This window comes from Synechococcus sp. R5-13 (genome assembly GCF_047462015.1).
Lineage (GTDB): Bacteria > Cyanobacteriota > Cyanobacteriia > Thermostichales > Thermostichaceae > Thermostichus.
Genome location: NZ_JANSIL010000176.1, coordinates 1 through 18,750 on the forward strand (window position 1 = coordinate 1; position 18,750 = coordinate 18,750).

Below are 18,750 nucleotides of genomic sequence, written 5' to 3' on the forward strand. Positions count from 1 at the left end.
GTAACTTCCGCATTCCTCCCGACACTGACCCTACGGGTACAGTGCGGGGCTCCTGCGATTTCTAGCTGACCCTGCTCCGTTCAATGGTTTTACGGCCCATACCGTCAGCCAATAGCTTGGACGTTGAATCCAGGTTGAGCGGGCCACGGGGCCTGTCGGTCAAGAGGAACAAGTTTGAGCCCGCTTTCGATAACCGATCCGTTTGATACCAAGGGGAATGGGTGTGTCCAACGATTGGAAGCTCCCCCTTCCAACAGCCGGCATACTGCAGTTGCTGAATTGCTCCTCTTCGATGCCTCTGGGAGTTCTGGGCATCTCGATCTTCGAGAGGGATCCCTGAGGTGGCCCATGTGAGTGAGGTGAAATCCTGGCAACCGAGCAGATCGATAACCCAAACTGAGGAGAGCTGACTATGAGTATGAGTATGAATAGGGCTTCTGCCTTCCCCTTAACCTGGCTGTGGACGGGATCCCTGGCCCTGGGGGTGACGGCCCTGGTGACCCGCCAAGTGATCTGGGGGCTCTTACCTTTGGCAGCAGCCTACCCTGCCATCCGCCGCCGCGAAGAACAGCTTGGCCAAGTTCTGGAACAGACCTGGACACAGCAGCAACAGACAGCAACCCAACTGGAGACCCTGCAAGCGCGTTTCGAGGTGCTGGACGCTCGGCTCACTGCTGAACCGTCCCTTCTGCAGCAGACCTTGGCTTCCCCGGCTGAAGCCATTCAAGAGCTCGAGCAGAAAGTAAAGGTTTTGGAGCCCATCTGGGTACAGCAGCAGCAGACGGCGGCCCAACTGGAAACATTACAAGGGCGGATCGACGCCCTCGAAGCTCGGCCCACGTCTCATCTGTCCGTGCGGCAACAGCTGGCCCCCATCACCCAGGCCATCCAGCAAATCCAGCAGCGGTTAAAAGCCGTGGAGCTGCGGTTGAATGCTCTGCCGGTATCCCAGCCCCAAGTGACTTTGGAGCAACTGGAGTTGGTGCAGGCGCAACTCCAACACCTGCAGCAGCTGGTGGCATCCCAGCCGAACCCTGCTTTTCCCCGCAAAGCCCTGGGGGTGTTCATCGACGCGGCCAATCTCCACGCCAGCGCCCAGCAGTGGGGATCCCATCTCGACTATCCCAGTCTGCTCAGCTGGCTGGCCCAGGGCAGATCCGAGATGGAAGTGCATGTCTACAGCGGGGTAGATCGCCACAACCTAGCTCAGCGTCGTTTCCTGCGGGAGTTGAGAAAACAGGGCTATCGGGTGGTCACCAAGCCGGTGGTGATCCACGCCGACGGCAGCCGCAAAGCCAATCTGGATGGGGAGCTGATCGTGGACTTGATGGCGATGCACTCCCACTACGAGACGGTGCTGCTGCTGAGTGGGGATGGAGATTTTGTGCCGGCCCTCAAGCATATCCGCCGCCAAGGCTGCCGGCTGGAGGTAGCCGCCTACAGGCCGAACACGAACCCGGCGTTAATTCGGATAGCCGACCAGTTCGTGGATTTGTGCGCTTGGCAGGGAACAGGAACGCTGGTGCCGCTGCCTGCAAAACAGACTCCGGCCACCGGCTAAACCTTGCCATCTCAGCACAGTTACATCGATCCCTGACTCCCCTCTCCCAAGGCAGGGAGAGGGGCTGGGGGTGAGGGTAGGCGGCACAGCGTCTTAACCTTGTTTAAAGTGATCAGAAGTGCTCATCCCATTTTCTGATTTGCAGTCTCAACGCCTGAGACTCGCTTGGATCAACCTTGCCCCAGCAGTCAACTTAACCCCAATTGGAGAGTCCAGATGTCAACGCAACTCACACAGCGGTTTGTGCAGGCAATGCACTATGCCCATCGCTGGCATGCTTCTCAAACCCGCAAGGGAACCGGGATCCCTTACCTCAGCCATCTGTTGGCCGTAGCAGCCATCGCCCTGGAGCATGGGGCGGATGAAGATGAAGCGATTGCCGCTCTGCTCCACGACAGCCTAGAGGACGGCCCCCACAACACAGGCGAGCCCCGGGCCCAGATTGAGCAACAGATCCGGGAGCACTTTGGAGAACGGGTGCTGCAGATCATCCTGGGATGTACGGATACCGAAAGCGATGGCTCCCGAGGCGAGCCCAAAGAAAACTGGAAAGAGCGCAAAACCGCCTACCTGAAGCACCTGGAAACGGCAAATGCCTCGGTTTTGTTGGTGGCCGCCTCTGACAAGCTGCACAACGCCCGCTGCATCTTGCGGGATTTTCGCCAACTGGGGGATGAACTCTGGCAGCGGTTTTCCGCCGGAAAAGAGGGATCCCTGTGGTATTATCGATCGTTGGCAGAGATTCTGAGGCGACGGCTGCCCGGCAATCTATCGGCGGAGCTTCAAGAGCTGGTGGCTGAGTTGCAATGCCAAGCTGGAGCGGTAATGCCTTGACAGAGACAAGCAGGGCTGAAGAAAATGCTGAGGGCAGCCCTATTCATCACACTTTTTGGGTCACGCACCTATGGTTCTCGCTGTTGGCACCCCTGCTCCTGGGTTCAACACCACTGACACCCAAGGCAACCAGGTTTCGCTGGCTGATTTTGCCGGCAAAACCGTTGTCCTCTATTTTTACCCCAAAGACGACACCCCCGGCTGTACCAAAGAAGCCTGTGGATTCCGCGACGCCTACGCCGACTACCAAAGCAAGGACGTGGTGGTGCTGGGGGTGAGCATGGACGACCAAGCTTCTCACCAAAAGTTCACCGAAAAGTACAACTTGCCTTTCCCCCTACTGGTGGATAGCAGTGGGGTGATTACCCGCGCCTACGATGTGGATGGGGGCGGCTATGCCAAGCGGGTGACCTACGTCATTGATGGCGAGGGCAAAATTGCCAAGGTCTACCAGAACATCAATACCGAAACCCATGCCCGCGATATTTTGGCGGATTTGGGTTTGTAGAAACGCTGCCTCTTTTCAGTACTCCTAGGTAGGTTCCCGGCCTTTGCGCATGAACGACGACATTCCGGTCGCCCGTCGCCAGTCCACTCCGGCGAAAAAAGCGCAAAGTTCGGTGCCTGCCCTGAGGTCCCGTCTAGTCTTGGGCCTGGTGCTGGTTGGGCTAGTGCTCCTGGCGGGTTGGGGGATAGAGAAGTTACCGGGATCCCAGCAGGCGGCGGATCCCCAAGTTCTGGAGGAAGCCGGTCAGCCCTCTCTGCCGCAGCCAACTGTGCAGAATGGGCGAGTTTCCTTGCTGGGGCACTATGCCTATTCCGAAGCTCCCGCAGATAGCTTGCGGGTGGTGGGCCACTACCGCGGTCGCGAGGTGCGCCTACGCCAGGGGGCTGCTGAAAGTTACCTACGCATGAGCGAAGCAGCTCGAGCTGCCGGTATCCGCCTTGTCCCCATTTCGGGGTTTCGCTCCATTGCCGATCAAGAGTTCTTGTTTTTTCAATTGGCTCAATCCCGAGCCTTGCGACCCGAAGAACGGGCTGCTGTCAGCGCTCCCCCTGGCTACAGCGAGCACCACACCGGCTACGCCATCGACATTGGGGATGCCGAGTTCCCCCAGTGGGATACCCAAGAAGCCTTTGAGACCACTCCTGCCTTCAAGTGGCTGCAGAGGAACGCAGCCCGCTTCGGCTTTGAGCTGTCTTTCCCCAGAAACAACCCTCAGGGGGTAAGCTACGAACCCTGGCACTGGCGCTTTGTGGGGGATCGCCACAGCCTGGAGACCTTTTACAAGCGCTAGGTGAGGATCCCATCTCTCCCTTTGAGGGAAGAGCTAGGGCTCAGAAAGCGGATGACGCGATTCGAACGCGCGACCGTCTCGTTGGCAACGAGAAGCTCTACCACTGAGCTACATCCGCATCGGGAAATTCATAATGGCAAGCTTTGTGGTGGTTTGTCAAGTCAGGGATCCCCGGCGCATTTTGTTCCAGAATGAGAGAAGTTCATCTTTCTTTGCAGTTGCGTCAGGTCTGGGCGGGATCCCGGGCAGCGCCTGTTTGAGGGTATTGCTATGCGGGTAGCCATTATTGGGGCCGGATTGGCCGGGTTGGTGACGGCAGTCGATTTGGTTGAAGCAGGACACGAGGTGCAGCTCTACGAGGCGCGGCCTTTTGTCGGCGGCAAGGTGGGATCCTGGCAGGATGCCGATGGCAACCACATCGAGATGGGGCTGCACGTTTTTTTCTGCAACTACAGCAATTTGTTTGCCCTGATGAAAAAGGTGGGGGCCTACGAGAACCTGCTGCCCAAGCAACACACCCACACCTTTGTCAACCGAGGTGGGCAAACGGCCAGTCTGGATTTTCGCTTTCCCCTGGGGGCGCCTTTCAACGGCCTCAAAGCTTTTTTCACCACCGAGCAGCTCTCTTGGGCGGACAAGCTGCGCAACGCCTTGGCGCTGGGCACCAGCCCTTTGATTCGCGGCTTGCTGGACTATGAAGGGGCAATGCGGCAAATTCGCGCCTTGGATCGGATGAGCTTTGCCGATTGGTTTCGGCGGCATGGGGGATCCGAGGGTAGCCTGAAGCGGATGTGGAACCCGATTGCCTATGCCTTGGGCTTTATCGATACAGAGCAGATTTCTGCCCGCTGCATGCTGACGATCTTTCAGATGTTTGCCAGCAAAACAGAGGCCTCCAAGCTCAATTTCCTCAAGGGATCCCCGGACACTTACCTCACTCAGCCCATCGTCCGCTACATCCAAGCCCGCGGGGGCCAGATCCACACCCGCAGGGGGGTCAGCCGCATTGAAGTGAGCGACTCCTCTCCCTACCCCGTGACCGGCTTGCTCTTGGCCAATGGAGAGCGGGTGGAGGCAGATGTGTATGTGTGTGCAACGGCAGTGGAAGGGGCCAAGCGGCTGATCCCGGAAGTATGGCGGCAGTGGCCTCAGTTCGACAACCTCTACAAGCTGGAATCCGTACCTGTGGCCACGGTGCAGTTGCGCTTCGATGGCTGGGTGACGGAGCTGAACCCCCAAGGCCAGGCCAAACGAGCCAGCCAACACCCAGAGGCTCTGGGTATCGATAATCTCCTCTACACCGCCGATGCCGATTTTTCCTGCTTTGCCGATCTGGCCCTCACCAGCCCCGCCGACTACTACAAGCCGGGCCAGGGATCCCTGCTACAATGCGTGCTCACGCCGGGGGATCCCTTCATTTCCATGCCCAACGAGCAAATTGCCCAGCACGTGTTGCACCAAGTCCACGAGCTGTTTCCTTCATCCCGGCAACTGAACATGACCTGGTACAGCGTGGTCAAGCTGGCCCACTCCCTCTACCGAGAGGCACCGGGCATGGATCCCTATCGCCCGCAGCAAAAGACTCCCGTGCCCAACTTCTTTTTTGCCGGCAGCTACACCGCCCAAGACTACATCGACAGCATGGAAGGGGCCACCCTCTCCGGCCACCTGGCTGCTCAGGCCATTCTGGCTGCCCACAGGGATCCCTGATAGGAGGACTTAAAACCGGCTTAAAACCGTCGTGAAGCCGCTTGCCAACTCCAAACTGCTGTCTCCTTTTATGGAAGAAGGGGACTTTTGCTGTGGGAAAAGAGCTGGAAGTGAGCGCAACATAGCAATGGGGAGCTGGAACAGGCTCCGCTCGCAGCTCTGGAAACCCGCAGTTTATGGCTCGACTGGAAGATCTCACCCCTGGCGCCAAGGTCAAAGGGATCCTGCCCAATCAAACCGTTGCCATCGTGAGTGTGAGGTGGTACGGCAGCAGCACCATCGAGGCCATCTACAAAGACACTCAGGGGCGTCTCCATTCAGAGCTTCTGTTTCGGGATAAAGAGCCAACCCTAGAGGTGGTAGCCGAGGGATCCCTTGGCAACTTCGAGGGAGACGGCGCCTTATTTCGCCTAGCTTCAGAGGCCTATCGGATTCGGCTGGCGCACCTGTTTGATCCCTTGCTGGCCGTTCACACCTCTCTGGTAGAACCCCTGCCCCACCAGATCAGCGCCGTCTATGGGGAAATGCTCACGCGGCAGCCGCTGCGGTTTTTGCTGGCCGATGACCCAGGTGCCGGCAAAACCATCATGGCAGGGCTTTTGGTTAGAGAGCTATTGATTCGAGGTGACTTGCACCGCTGTCTCATCGTTTGCCCGGGGAGTCTAACGCTGCAGTGGCAAGATGAGATGGTGCAAAAGTTTCATTTGCCCTTTGAGATCTTGACCAACGATCGCATTCAAGCCGCCCGAACTGGCAACCCTTTCCTGGAGATACCTCTTCTCATTGCCCGCCTCGATAAGCTCAGCCGAGATGAGGCCCTGCAGGAGAAACTGAGGCAAACTGATTGGGATCTGGTTATTGTTGATGAGGCCCACAAACTCTCCGCATCCTTCTTTGGGGGAGAAATCAAAGAAACCAAGCGTTACAAGCTGGGCAAGTTGCTCTCGCAGCTAACACGCCACTTTTTACTGATGACAGCCACTCCCCACAACGGTAGAGAAGAAGACTTTCAGCTTTTTTTGGCTTTGCTGGATGGGGATCGCTTTGAGGGGAGATTCCGAGATGGAGTTCATACCTGTGATGCCTCGGATTTGATGTGGCGGCTGGTGAAAGAAGACCTGCTCAAGTTCGATGGCAAGCCTCTCTTTCCCGAACGGCGAGCTTACACCGTCCAGTACGTCTTGTCTGACCTGGAAGCCAGGCTCTATAAGGAAGTGACCGATTACGTGCGCGAAGAGTTTAACCGCGCGGAAGCTTTAGAGCAAGGTAGCCGCAAAAGGACGGTCGGTTTTGCTTTAACCATCCTGCAACGTCGGCTAGCCTCTTCTCCAGAAGCGATCTACCAATCCTTGCTGCGAAGACGAGAGAGACTGCAGCGGAAGCTAAAGGAAGAACAATTGCGCAGCCGGGGAGACAACCTTGCTTTTACCACTTCCCTGCTAGACGAAGAAGGCTGGGATGAGGATTTTGAAGACTGCCCTGCTGAAGAGCGGGAACCGCGAGAAGAAGAGCTGGTAGATCAGGCAACTGCCGCCCGCACAATTGTCGAGCTGCAGGCAGAAATTCAGCGGCTGCAGGAGCTGGAAAAATTAGCCTTGCAAGTGAGACGTAGCGGCAAAGACCGCAAGTGGGAGGAGCTATCGAAACTCTTGCAAAATCAGGGGGAGATGTTTGATGCCGGCGGACATCGGCGCAAGTTGGTTATCTTCACCGAACATCGAGATACCCTCAACTATCTGGCTGACCGAGTGGGGAACTTGCTGGGCCAACCGGAAGCGGTGATCACCATTCACGGCAGCATGGGTCGAGAAGAGCGCAAAAAAGCCGAGGAAGCCTTTAAACAGGATCCCGCCGTTCAAGTACTCATTGCTACCGATGCTGCGGGAGAAGGGATCAACCTTCAACGGGCCCACCTGATGGTGAACTACGACCTGCCTTGGAACCCCAACCGCCTGGAGCAGCGCTTTGGGAGAATTCACCGCATTGGTCAAACCGAGGTCTGCCACCTGTGGAACCTAGTGGCCGAGGAAACGCGGGAAGGAGATGTCTACTTGGCTTTGCTGAAAAAAATAGAAATCGAGCAAAGGGCCTTGGGGGGCAAGGTCTTCGATGTCCTGGGCAAAGCGATTGCCGGTCAAGAACTGCGAGAGCTGCTGATCGAGGCCATTCGCTACGGGGATCGTCCAGAGGTCAAGGCCCGACTCAATCAAGTGATTGCAGATCGCCTAGACCACGAGCGGCTCAGGGAACTCCTGGCAGAACGCGCCCTGGCCCACGACTCGATGGATACGACCAAAGTGCAGCAAATCCGGGCGGAAATGGAGCGAGCCGAGGCCCGCAAGCTCCAGCCTCATTTCATTGCCTCCTTCTTCCTAGAAGCTTTTCAACGCTTGGGTGGCACCATTCGAGAGCGGGAACCCAAACGCTATGAAATTACCCATGTGCCGGCAGCAATTCGCAATCGCGACCGCCAGATTGGGTTGGGCGCACCCATCTTAAAAAAATACGAGCGGATTACCTTTAACAAAAACCTCATCAGCGTCCCCAACAAGCCCCCGGCAGAGTTCATCTGCCCAGGCCATCCCCTGCTGGATGCCACTCTGGACTTGGTTTTGGAGCAACACCGAGATTTGCTCAGACAGGGATCCATCCTCGTCGATGAAAACGATCCCGGCGAAACACCACGGATACTGGTGTACCTAGAGCATGCCCTTCAGGATGGGCGCCTAGACCGAAATGGCCAGCGACGGGTTATCTCCCGACGGATGCAATGTGTGGAGATCTTTCTCCCCGCTCCCCAAGGGCTAGGAGGAGGAGAGAGCGTCAGGGTAAGAAGCGCCGGCTATGCTCCCTACTTGGACTACCGGCCCCTAACTCCCGCAGAGCGCGACCTTGTGAAAGCGAAAGCTGGATCCCACATCCCCCAGCTCTCGGCTTCAGAGGTAGAAAGCCAAGCCATCGCTTACGCCATTGAGCGTTTAGTTCCCCAGCATTTCCAGGAAATCAAAGCTCAGCGGGAAGAATTGATCAACAAGACGGAGCTGGCTGTTAAAGATCGCCTCACCCGAGAAATTAACTACTGGGATCATCAAGCTGCACAGTTGCGGCTGCAAGAGCAAGCCGGCAGGCCCAACGCCAAGCTCAACTCTGCCAAGGCTCAGCAGCGGGCGGATGAGTTGGCGGATCGCCTTCAGAAGCGCCTATCGGAGTTGGAGCAGGAGCGCCAGCTATCCTCCTTGCCGCCGGTGGTAACCGGGAAAGCCTTGGTGATCCCCATCGGACTGCTGCAGCGGCTACAGGGCAAGCGAGGGTCAACCCCTACCACCTTTGCCCGCGAAACCCGGCGAGTAGAACAAGCAGCAATGGCTGCCGTTATGGCCATAGAGCGGGCGTTGGGCTACGAACCTCGTGATGTCAGCGCTGAAAACCTGGGCTATGATATCGAATCCGCTGGAAGGGAAGGCCTTCGCTTCATTGAAGTCAAAGGCAGAGTTGAGGGAGCAAAGACGGTAACCGTTACCAAAAATGAAATCTTGACAGCTCTCAACAAACCCGACCATTTCATCCTGGCTTTGGTAGAAGTGCCAGCCGATCCCGCCTTTCCAGAAGGGGATGCCTTCAGGGTAAAGACCCCTGCAGGCACCTACACCGTGCCGGGCGAAGGCTGCCAGGTGCGGTATGTGCGGCGGCCTTTTCAACGGGAGCCGGATTTTGGGGCCAGTAGCGTCAACTATGATTGGAAAGAATTGTGGAATCGAGGAAGGGATCCCAAATAGATACTAACTTTCATTGGTAGGATGAATTCATGCTACTGGAATTGCGGCAAATCCATGTTCCAGCAGGTCAGCGAGTTGTCTTGCAGGGCATCTCTTGGCAAGAGTTTGAAACCATACTGAGCGAATTGGGAAACCAGCGGGGGTCTCGGTTGGCTTACGATCATGGCTTGCTGGAGATCATGATGCCGCTTCCAGAGCATGAGGATGATAAAGAGATCATTGGTGATTTAATTAAAGCGCTGTTGGAAGAGCTGGATATTGAGTTCCGCAGTTTAGGTTCGGTGACCTTAAGAAAGCCTACAACTTATGGCCTGGAGCCTAACCAGTGCTTTTATATTCAGAATGAGCTAGCAATTCGCGGCAAGAAACGAATAGATCTCATGATCGATCCACTACCCGATCTTGCAATTGAAGTTGATATCACATCCCGAACCCATCTTGATCTTTACGCAGCACTTCAGGTACCGGAGCTATGGCGATTTGATCAAGGCATTCTTCAAGTTAATGTACTCCGATTTGGCAATTACCAAGAAGTTGATGAAAGCCCAACTTTCCCAGGCTTAAACCTAAAGCAAGTTATCCCTCATTACCTACAGGAGAGCAAAGTCTTAGGTAGAAACAAAGCAATTCAAGCATTCCGCCGATGGGTACAAGGACAAATCCAGTCGTCGTCCAGAAAAAGTAGCAACTCAATCGGCACCCAACATGGCTTGTCCCAAATCAAGATGCCTTAGTTGCTCTTGAACAGGCTGGAGCCATCTTTTCGTTGAGCCCGCCTTCCCCTCAGACTAAACTCTAAACTGCAGCCTGTTTAACCCGACCGATCCTTGTCTAATGAGCCGCCGCAAGAAGCTGATTGAAGTTGCCCTGCCCCTCGAAGCCATCAATCTGGAATCGGCTCGCGAGAAATCCATCCGCCATGGTCACCCCAGCACCCTACATCTCTGGTGGGCGCGGCGACCCTTAGCAGCCTGTCGGGCAGTGCTCTGGGCTTCCCTGGTCGATGACCCTTCCAGTTGGCCGGACAAGTTCCCCACCGAGGCCGACCAAGAACGAGAGCGGCAGCGGCTGTTCAACATCCTGGGCCGCATAGAGATTGAACAGGGGAAGCGGGTCGTGCGGGGTCTGGTGTCCTGGGATGACGTGAACAATCCAAACTCCGGCGTGCTGGAGGCAGCGCAGCGAGAAATTGCCCGATGTCTAGCCTGGGATCGGGGGGAAGAGCCCCCTACGGATCCGGCAGCAGTTAGAGAATACATCGCCAAGTACGCGCCGCCCGTTTACGATCCCTTTGCCGGTGGCGGATCCATCCCGTTGGAAGCGCAGCGCTTGGGGTTAGAGGCCCATGCCAGCGATCTCAACCCGGTGGCGGTGCTGATCAACAAAGCATTGATTGAGATTCCGCCGAAGTTTAAGGACAAGGCCCCCATCAACCCTGAAGATCGGGCTAAGAAGCATATCTCAGCCTGGCGGGGGGCCCAAGGATTGGCAGCAGACGTCCGGTATTACGGGGCTTGGATGCGGAAACAAGCCTTTGAACGCATTGGACACCTCTATCCTTCCTATTCAAACCCCAATCGCGCTACTCGGACGGAGTCCTTAGGCACAGAGGAGTTGACGGTAATTGCCTGGTTGTGGGCGCGGACGGTGACCTGTCCAAATCCGGCCTGCCGCTGTCAGATGCCCTTGGTGCGATCGTTTCAGCTTTCGACGAAGAAGGGGAAAGAGGCTTGGGTAGAGCCGGTGGTGGTGAATGGGGGAGAGAACGCTTCTGCTCCCTCGATCCGGTTTGTGGTCAGGTCAGGTAAGGGCAAAGCGCCGGAGGGAACCGTAGGCCGCAAAGGAGCACGCTGCATTGCCTGCGGAACGCCTGTGCCGCTGGAGTACATCCGCAAAGAGGGTCAGGCCCGACGCATGGGATCCCAGATGATGGCCATTGTGGCGGAGGGACAAAATGGCAGGGTGTATCTATCACCTCAACAAGAACACGTTGAAATTGCTGAATCAGCACAACCCACTTGGAAACCAGATGCCAATTTACCCCATAATCCAAGGGATTTTAAGACTCCCAACTATGGGATGAGGAAAATCTCAGATCTCTTCACCCCCCGGCAACTGGTGGCCCTGACGACCTTCAGTGATTTGGTGGCGGAAGCACGGGAAAAGGCCACAGCCGATGCCATTGCCGCCGGACTCCCCAATGACGATGTGCCCCTAGCCGAGGGCGGCACAGGCGCGAGGGCGTATGGAGAGGCGATTAGTGTTTATTTGGGGATGAATGTAAGCCGATTGGCAAACCGATCTTCAAGTATGTGTTTCTGGAATACAAAGTGTGAAAAAGTAGAACAAGTTTTTGCAAGACAAGCAATACCTATGAATTGGGACTTTACAGAAGGCAACCCATTTTCAAACTCATCGGGAAACTTTTTGGGACAACTTGAGTATTTGACCGGGGTTCTTGAAAACTTAGTACCCAACATCCCTGCAAAAGTTAATCAGCATGACGCCACTCTTATAAGCTCGGACGACATACTTCCCAAAATTATCTCCACCGATCCACCCTACTACGATGCCGTGCCATATGCCGATCTCTCGGATTTCTTTTACGTTTGGCTCAGGCGATCCATGGGTTCTGTCTACCCCACCATTTTCAATACCGTTTTAGTCCCCAAAGCGCAAGAAATGGTGGCAGACCGGTTTCGGCATGGCAGTAAGGATAAAGCCAAAGAATTTTTTGAAGCCAGCCTAATCAAAGTTTTCCAGCGTATTAACCGTCTGAATCATCCCGATTATCCCGTTACAGTTTACTACGCCTTTAAGCAAATGGAAGAAGACTCCTCATCCCCCGATTCTCTCTCCCAAGTGGAGCAAGGGGAAGAAGATGAGGATATAGACGATCCAGTTCCCCTCTCCCCCTCTGGGAGAAGGGCTAGGGGTGTTCGCGTTAGCGGCACAGAACCCATGGGCAGAGTCTCTACCGGTTGGGAAACGATTCTGGAAGGACTGATTCAATCCAACTTCAGCATTGACGGCACTTGGCCGGTACGAACTGAAAAGACAGGCGGATTAAGAGAGCTGGGGCGTAACGCCCTTGCCTCTTCGATCGTCCTGGTCTGTCGTCCCCGCCCGGCGGATGCGCCCAAGGTATCCCGTCGTCAATTCCTTGCCGAGCTGAAGCGCGAGCTGCCTGAGGCTCTCAAGCTTCTGCAGCAGGGCAGCATTGCTCCTGTGGACTTGGCCCAAGCCAGCATCGGCCCCGGCATGGCCATCTATTCCCGCTACGCTGCAGTTTTGGAAAGCGATGGCTCGCCCCTGACCGTCCGCACTGCCCTGCAACTGATCAACCAGTACCTAGATGAATATCTCAGCGAACAGGAAGGGGAACTCGATGAGGGCAGCCGCTGGGCCACCACTTGGTTTGCCCAATATCAATTTGAGCCAGGCCCCTACGGGGAAGCAGAAGTCCTCAGCAAGGCCAGAAACGTCAGCATTGAGTCCCTTGAGGAACTTGGGATCCTAGAAGCCAAGGCCGGCAAGGTGCGGTTGTTGAGAAGAGAGGAAATAGCCCAGAGAAAAGAAAAGGGAGCAGATTCCCTCCCCTTGCTCCTTGCTTCCTCCGCCTGGCTCATCACCCAGACCCTCATCCACACCCTCGATCGGAAAGGAGAAATGGAAGCCGCCGCTCTCCTGGCTGCCTTGGGAGATAGAGGTGCGGTTGCCCGCGATCTGGCCTATCGGCTCTATACCCTCTGCGAAAAGAAAGGCTGGACTCAAGAAGCCCTAGCCTATAACACTCTCGTCATTGCCTGGCCGGAAATTAACCGGCTAGCATCCGAAATAAAGAAAAAGCAGCATGATCCTTTCCAGCCCAGCTTGCTTTAGTTCCCTACCTCTGGGGGAAGCAAAGCGTGACATACTCCCATCGCTGACCCTACGGGTACAGTGCGGGCTTCTCGCTTCATCGGGGAGCCTACGCAAGAACCCTCCACGAGCAGACACGGAATGCCCTACCGCGTAGTTGCACCAGATTCCGGCAAAAGCCGTTTTGTGCAACTACTTCTAGCATAGTGGGGGTATCTGTATCCCGACACCGACCCTACGGGTACAGTGCGGGGCTTAGCTACCCCCACACCCCCATAAGCTAAAAGACCTCAGAGATTTCTATCCTTACACCCAACCAGACGATGGTCACCCTCCAGCTTCGACAACTCACCATCCCACCCGGCCAGCGCCTGCTGATTCACAATCTGAATTGGTTAGACTTTGAAGCCATCCTAGATGAGCTGGGCGAAAAGCGAGCCAGCCGCATTGCCTACAGCGATGGGATATTGGAAATCAGAATGCCCTCACCCAAGCATGAGCGAGAAAAATCCATCATTGGAGACATTGTCAAAATCTTGCTAGAGGAACTGGAAGTTGACTGCGAATGTTTTGGGTCAGCTACCTTCAAACAGCAAGCAATGAACTACGGGATCGAACCTGATGAATGCTTCTATATCCAAAATCACCAGGCCGTGATTGGCAAAGATCGGCTGGATCTATCTGTTGACCCGCCTCCGGATCTGGCCATCGAAGTGGATGTTACTTCCAAAACCCAGATTGAGGCTTACACCCGCCTAGGAGTGCCCGAACTTTGGGTTTATCAAGGCAACCAGCTAACCATCTACATCCTGCAATCCGGCCAATATCAGGCTTCTGCCACCAGCCCAACCTTTCCTCAGCTACCGATTTTAGAGTGGGTGCCAGAAGTCTTGGCCCAAAGTCGAGATCTGGGTAGAAGTCCAGCCCTTCGTGCCCTTCGCCAAAAAATACGCTCCATCTTAGGGAATTAATACGAGCCATAGGCCACGTACTCTGAGAGTTTTGCCCAAAGAAGATGATGCTTGCCCTCAACCTGCAACCGGCTTTGAATTTAACCGATGAAGTTTTCGAACAGCTTTGCCGGCAAAATCCTGAGCTGCGCCTAGAGCGCACTGCCCAAGGAGAACTGATCGCCACGGCCCCTGCAGGCAGCGAAAGCAGCCGTCAAAACTTGAGCCTCAGCGCCCAGCTCTGGCAGTGGAACCGGCAAACCCAGCTTGGTGTAGCCTTTGACTCCTCTGCAGGTTTTGCCCTGCCGAATGGGGCCATCCGCTCTCCCGATGCCGCTTGGATTGCCAAAGAGCGCTGGCAGCAGCTTACCCCAGAGCAGCGCCGTCGCTTTGCTCCTCTTTGCCCTGACTTTGTGCTGGAACTAAAGTCTCCTACTGACGAGCTGGCTATCCTTCAGGCCAAGCTGCAGGAGTACCTGGACAACGGATCCCAACTGGGCTGGTTAATTGACCCAGAAAAGGGCCAAGTTTACGTCTATCGCCCAGGTCAGCCGGTACAGGTTTTGGAGCGACCTGCTAGTTTGTCTGGGGATCCCGTTCTCCCTGGCTTTGTGGTGGATCTCACCTTAATCTGGGAATAGTGCTCCCCACGCTCTAAAACTGCCCACCAGGATGAGCTCATGATTGCCCTCAACCTGCAGCCGGCTGTGAATTTAACCGATGAAGTTTTCGAGCAGCTTTGTCGGCAGAATCCTGAGCTGCGCCTGGAACGCACCGCCCAAGGAGAACTGATCGCCATGGCCCCTGCAGGCAGCGAAACTGGATTCCGCAACGCCGACCTACTGGGCCAACTTTGGCAGTGGAATCGAGGCAAGAACTTAGGTTTTGTCTTTGACTCTTCCGCGGGCTTTGCCCTGCCCAATGGGGCCATCCGCTCTCCCGATGCCGCTTGGATTGCCAAAGAGCGCTGGCAGCAGCTTACCCCGGAGCAGCGTCGTCGCTTTGCTCCTCTTTGCCCCGACTTTGTGCTGGAACTGAAGTCCCCCACTGACGAGCTGGCTATCCTTCAGGCCAAGCTGCAGGAGTACCTAGACAACGGATCCCAACTGGGCTGGCTGATCGATCCAGAAAGCCAGCGGGTTTACGTCTACCGCCCAGGTCAGCTGGTGCAAGTTTTGGAGCGGCCTACTAGCTTGTCTGGGGATCCGGTTCTCCCTGGCTTTGTTGTGGATCTCACTTTAATCTGGAAATAATCGACCCACCCCCTAACTTCAATTTCATTCAATCACTTATGGCTATCAGCAACCACGAACGAGTTGGACGCGCCCTCAACCTTCTGCGGCAGGGGCTTTATCCTTTTGTCGTGCGGGAGATGCAAGCCTTCCATGGAGAGAAGTGGCTGACAGTTGTCGCCGACAACCTGCCCGAGAGCTCTCCCAAATTCAAAAGTCCTGAGCAGATCCTGGAGGAAGATGTTTTGGCGCTGCTGACTCTCATGTGGGAGCAGTGGAACACCGTCTTCAGGCAAACTCTGGGACAAGCGGAGCGCACCCTAGTCAGCGAGCTGCGCAATACCCGCAACACCTGGGCCCACACCTGCACTTTTGGTTTTGACGATGCCTATCGCGCCCTCGATAGCGTTGCCCGACTGCTGAGCGCCATTGCTGCCCCCCAAGCTGCCGAAGTTGAAAAACAAAAACAAGAGCTACTGCGACTGCGCTTCGAAGAACAGGCCAAGCGGGAAAGCCGTCGCGCTATGGGATCCCCTACAGAAGGTCAGCCCCAGGCTGGCCTCAAGCCCTGGCGCGAGGTTGCCACTCCCCACCCCGATGTGGCTTCAGGTCGCTTCCAACAAGCCGAATTTGCCGCCGATCTTTGGGAAGTCTACCTGGGCGAAGGTTCGGATGAGTACCGGGATCCCGTCGAGTTCTACCGCCGCACCTACCTTACCGAGGGATTGCAACAACTGCTCACCAATGCCCTGAAGCGCCTCAGCGGCCAAGGGGGGGATCCCGTGATAGAGTTGCAGACCAACTTTGGCGGCGGCAAAACCCACGCCATGCTTGCCCTCTACCACCTCTTTGGAAGAGGGGCTAGGGGTGAGGGCCCCCTACCCGGCACAGAGTCTCTTCTCCAAGCCGTCGGCCTGCAGAGACCACCTCAAAACGTCAGGATAGCCGTCCTGGTGGGGAACAAGCTCCAGCCCAGCGGCATTCCCTCCTACAAGCCTGAGCACGCCCAGCAAAACCGCCCCCTGATCCGCACCCTTTGGGGGGAGTTGGCCTGGCAACTGGGAGGTGCCGAAGGCTATGCGCGGGTGCAGCAGGCCGACGCAACTTCCACCAACCCCGGCGATGCGCTTAAAGTCTTGTTCAACCGCTATGCCCCTTGCCTGATCCTAATCGATGAGTGGGTGGCCTATGCTCGCCAACTCCACGACAGCCCTGACCTAGCCGGCGGCAGTTTCGACACCCAGTTTACCTTTGCCCAAACCCTGAGCGAATCGGCCAAGAACGCAAAAGATACACTGCTGGTGGTGAGCCTTCCTTCTTCGGATATCGAAATTGGCGGGGAGCGGGGCAAAGAAGCTCTGGTTCGCCTGAGAAATGCCATTGGCCGGGTGGAATCCCCTTGGCGGCCCGCGAGCGCTGAAGAAAGCTTTGAAATTGTCCGCCGCCGCCTGTTTCAGCCCCTCACCAATCCCGAGCTATTTGTGCAGCGGGATGCCGTGGTGAAAGCGTTCATGGATCTCTATCGCAGCCAAAGCCAGGAATTTCCCAGCGAGTGCAAAGAAAGTGACTACGAACGCCGCCTCAAGGCTGCTTATCCCATTCACCCAGAGCTGTTTGACCGCCTTTACTCCGACTGGTCTACTCTCGACAAGTTTCAACGCACCCGCGGTGTGCTACGGCTGATGGCCAGGGTCATCCACACCCTCTGGGAGCGAAATGACCGCAGCCTGATGATCCTGCCCGCCCACATCCCCATGGACGATCAACAGGTACAAGCAGAGCTGACCCGCTACCTAGACGACAACTGGCTGCCGGTAATCGACAAAGACGTGGATGGCCCCACTTCCCTGCCCCTGACTCTCGACCGAGATCACCCCAACCTGGGCCGGTATTCCGCCTGTCGCCGGGTTGCCCGCACCATCTACATGGGATCCGCCCCCACCCTGCGGGCCGCCAACCGCGGCATTGAGGAGCGCCGCATCAAGCTGGGCTGCGTGCAACCGGGAGAACACCCCATCACCTTCGGCGATGCCCTGCGGCGGCTATCCGACCAGGCAACTTACCTATACGGAGATGGCAGTCGCTACTGGATTTCCACCCAGCCCAACGTCAACCGCACTGCTCAGGAGCGAGCCGAGCAACTGTTGAGGGACGAGCCCCACACCCTCTGCCAAGAGATCATCCGGCGCCTCAAAGCCGACAGAAATCGCGGTGAGTTCAGCGCCGTTCACGTTGCCCCCGACTCCACTGCCGATATTCCCGACGATCCCACTTTAGGCGTGCGGCTGGTGATCCTGCATCCTCAGTATTCCCATAGCCGGGGTAGCCAGGATAGCCCTGGGCGAGTCTGGGCTGAGCAGGCCCTCCAGCGTCGCGGCAGCGGCCCCCGCTACTACAGGAACATGCTGCTGTTTTTGGCGCCCGACAAAACCCGCCTGGAAAGCCTAGAACGCAATACCGCCCAATACCTAGCTTGGAAAGGGATCCTGGAAGACAAAGATCTCCTCAACCTAGATGCCTTCCAAACCGCCCAAGCCGATACCAAGCTGCACCAATCCGAGGCTGCTGTTGAGGCTGCTCTGCGGGAAACCTATCAATGGCTGCTGATCCCAGCCCAGCCTGATCCCCAAGGCAGTCTAGAGTGGAAAGAATGCCGACTGCAGGGGCAAGATTCCCCCATTTTGCAAGCCAGCCGCAAAGCTGTCCACGAGGGGGATCTGGTTACCGCTTACTCTGCCATCACCCTCCGCCTGGATACGCTGGATAGATTCCTCTGGCGCGAGGCTGATCACATCGATCTCAAACGACTGTGGGAATGCCTGGCCCAGTACCTCTACCTACCCCGCTTGAAAGACCCATCCGTTCTTCTAAGAGCTGTAGAAGACGGGGTAGCCTCAACTGCTTGGGAGGATAGCTTTGCCTACGCAGAGGCCTTCGATGAGTCCAAAGGCAAATACCTCGGCTTGCAAGTGGCAGCCATAGTCAAGCCCAGCATCGGTTCCAACAGCCTGCTGGTCAAGCCAGAGGTTGCCCGCCGTCAATTGGAAGCCCTTCAAGTTCCTTCCCCAAAGGCGCCCTGCATCTTCCCAGACAGCACTCCGCCTCTTCCTGGCCCCGGCGAGGAGGATTCCCCAGTTACGAATCAAGGAAATCAAGTTTCCCAGCCGGCGTTGCCGAGGCGATTTTACGGCAGGGTGGAAATGGATCCCCTGCGGGTCAACAGAGATGTTGCAACCCTTGCCGACGAGGTCATCCGGCACCTGACCAATCTGCCAGGAGCCACTGTCAAAATTACCCTGGAAATCGACGCGGAAATACCGGAAGGCTTACCGGAGAGCGTGAGGCGCACGGTAGCGGAAAACTGCCGAACCTTAAAGTTCTGCACCCTGGAGTTCGAGGACAATCCGCATAGTCATTTTTAAGCGGGAATGAAACTTTTTCCTTAGCATTGTGCACTAGCTGATACATTCACGCTGAACTCTCCTGAACATGGTTCAGGAAAGAAGCGATCGCATCCTGCCTATCTCT

Annotated in this window: 12 protein-coding genes and 1 tRNA gene; 12 read left to right on the plus strand and 1 reads right to left on the minus strand. The window is 56.2% G+C overall.

All coding sequences use genetic code 11. The annotated features are described in order from the left end of the window. Positions 1 to 424: 424 nt before the first annotated feature. The 4 genes from NW840_RS12820 to NW840_RS12835 all read left to right on the plus strand — a co-directional run bounded on the left by NW840_RS12820 (position 425) and on the right by NW840_RS12835 (position 3,693). On the plus strand, positions 425 to 1,561 hold the full coding sequence (locus tag NW840_RS12820) for an NYN domain-containing protein (RefSeq protein ID WP_414329613.1): 1,137 nt from the start codon (positions 425 to 427) through the stop codon (positions 1,559 to 1,561). Positions 1,562 to 1,777: 216 nt separating this feature from the next. Next, positions 1,778 to 2,395: an HD domain-containing protein gene (locus NW840_RS12825; protein WP_011432688.1), complete on the plus strand. Its 618-nt coding sequence runs from the start codon at positions 1,778 to 1,780 to the stop codon at positions 2,393 to 2,395. A gap of 70 nt (positions 2,396 to 2,465) precedes the next feature. Further along, positions 2,466 to 2,903, plus strand: a complete 438-nt coding sequence (locus NW840_RS12830) for a peroxiredoxin (protein ID WP_011432689.1) — start codon at positions 2,466 to 2,468, stop codon at positions 2,901 to 2,903. 49 nt (positions 2,904 to 2,952) lie between these two features. Next, a complete protein-coding gene (locus tag NW840_RS12835) occupies positions 2,953 to 3,693 on the plus strand; it encodes a D-alanyl-D-alanine carboxypeptidase family protein (RefSeq protein WP_414344685.1) in 741 nt (246 codons plus the stop codon). A 46-nt stretch (positions 3,694 to 3,739) separates the two neighbouring features. Here NW840_RS12835 and NW840_RS12840 read toward each other — a convergent pair. Beyond that, positions 3,740 to 3,811 (minus strand) — tRNA-Gly (locus NW840_RS12840). Positions 3,812 to 3,963: 152 nt separating this feature from the next. Here NW840_RS12840 and zds point away from each other — a divergent pair. The 8 genes from zds (at position 3,964) to NW840_RS12880 (ending at position 18,644) form a co-directional block, all read left to right on the plus strand. After that, the gene (gene zds / locus NW840_RS12845) at positions 3,964 to 5,403 is read left to right on the plus strand and encodes a 9,9'-di-cis-zeta-carotene desaturase (RefSeq protein WP_414344686.1); all 1,440 of its coding nucleotides are present in this window, start codon (positions 3,964 to 3,966) and stop codon (positions 5,401 to 5,403) included. Between the two features lie 176 nt (positions 5,404 to 5,579). Then, a complete protein-coding gene (locus tag NW840_RS12850; RefSeq protein WP_414344688.1) occupies positions 5,580 to 9,179 on the plus strand; it encodes a helicase-related protein in 3,600 nt (1,199 codons plus the stop codon). A gap of 29 nt (positions 9,180 to 9,208) precedes the next feature. After that, complete coding sequence (locus NW840_RS12855) at positions 9,209 to 9,913, plus strand: Uma2 family endonuclease (protein WP_414328701.1); 705 nt, start codon at positions 9,209 to 9,211, stop codon at positions 9,911 to 9,913. Positions 9,914 to 10,013: 100 nt separating this feature from the next. Further along, entirely contained in the window at positions 10,014 to 13,061 is a 3,048-nt protein-coding gene (locus tag NW840_RS12860; RefSeq protein WP_414344689.1) for a DUF1156 domain-containing protein, read from the plus strand. Positions 13,062 to 13,363: 302 nt separating this feature from the next. Beyond that, the gene (locus NW840_RS12865) at positions 13,364 to 14,011 is read left to right on the plus strand and encodes a Uma2 family endonuclease (RefSeq protein ID WP_414329080.1); all 648 of its coding nucleotides are present in this window, start codon (positions 13,364 to 13,366) and stop codon (positions 14,009 to 14,011) included. Positions 14,012 to 14,058: 47 nt separating this feature from the next. Beyond that, the gene (locus NW840_RS12870) at positions 14,059 to 14,631 is read left to right on the plus strand and encodes a Uma2 family endonuclease (RefSeq protein ID WP_414329684.1); all 573 of its coding nucleotides are present in this window, start codon (positions 14,059 to 14,061) and stop codon (positions 14,629 to 14,631) included. 39 nt (positions 14,632 to 14,670) lie between these two features. After that, positions 14,671 to 15,243 (plus strand): Uma2 family endonuclease, encoded by a 573-nt coding sequence (locus NW840_RS12875; protein WP_414344690.1) that lies wholly within the window; start codon positions 14,671 to 14,673, stop codon positions 15,241 to 15,243. A gap of 38 nt (positions 15,244 to 15,281) precedes the next feature. Further along, on the plus strand, positions 15,282 to 18,644 hold the full coding sequence (locus NW840_RS12880) for a Swt1 family HEPN domain-containing protein (RefSeq protein ID WP_414344692.1): 3,363 nt from the start codon (positions 15,282 to 15,284) through the stop codon (positions 18,642 to 18,644). The last annotated feature ends 106 nt before the right edge of the window (positions 18,645 to 18,750 follow it).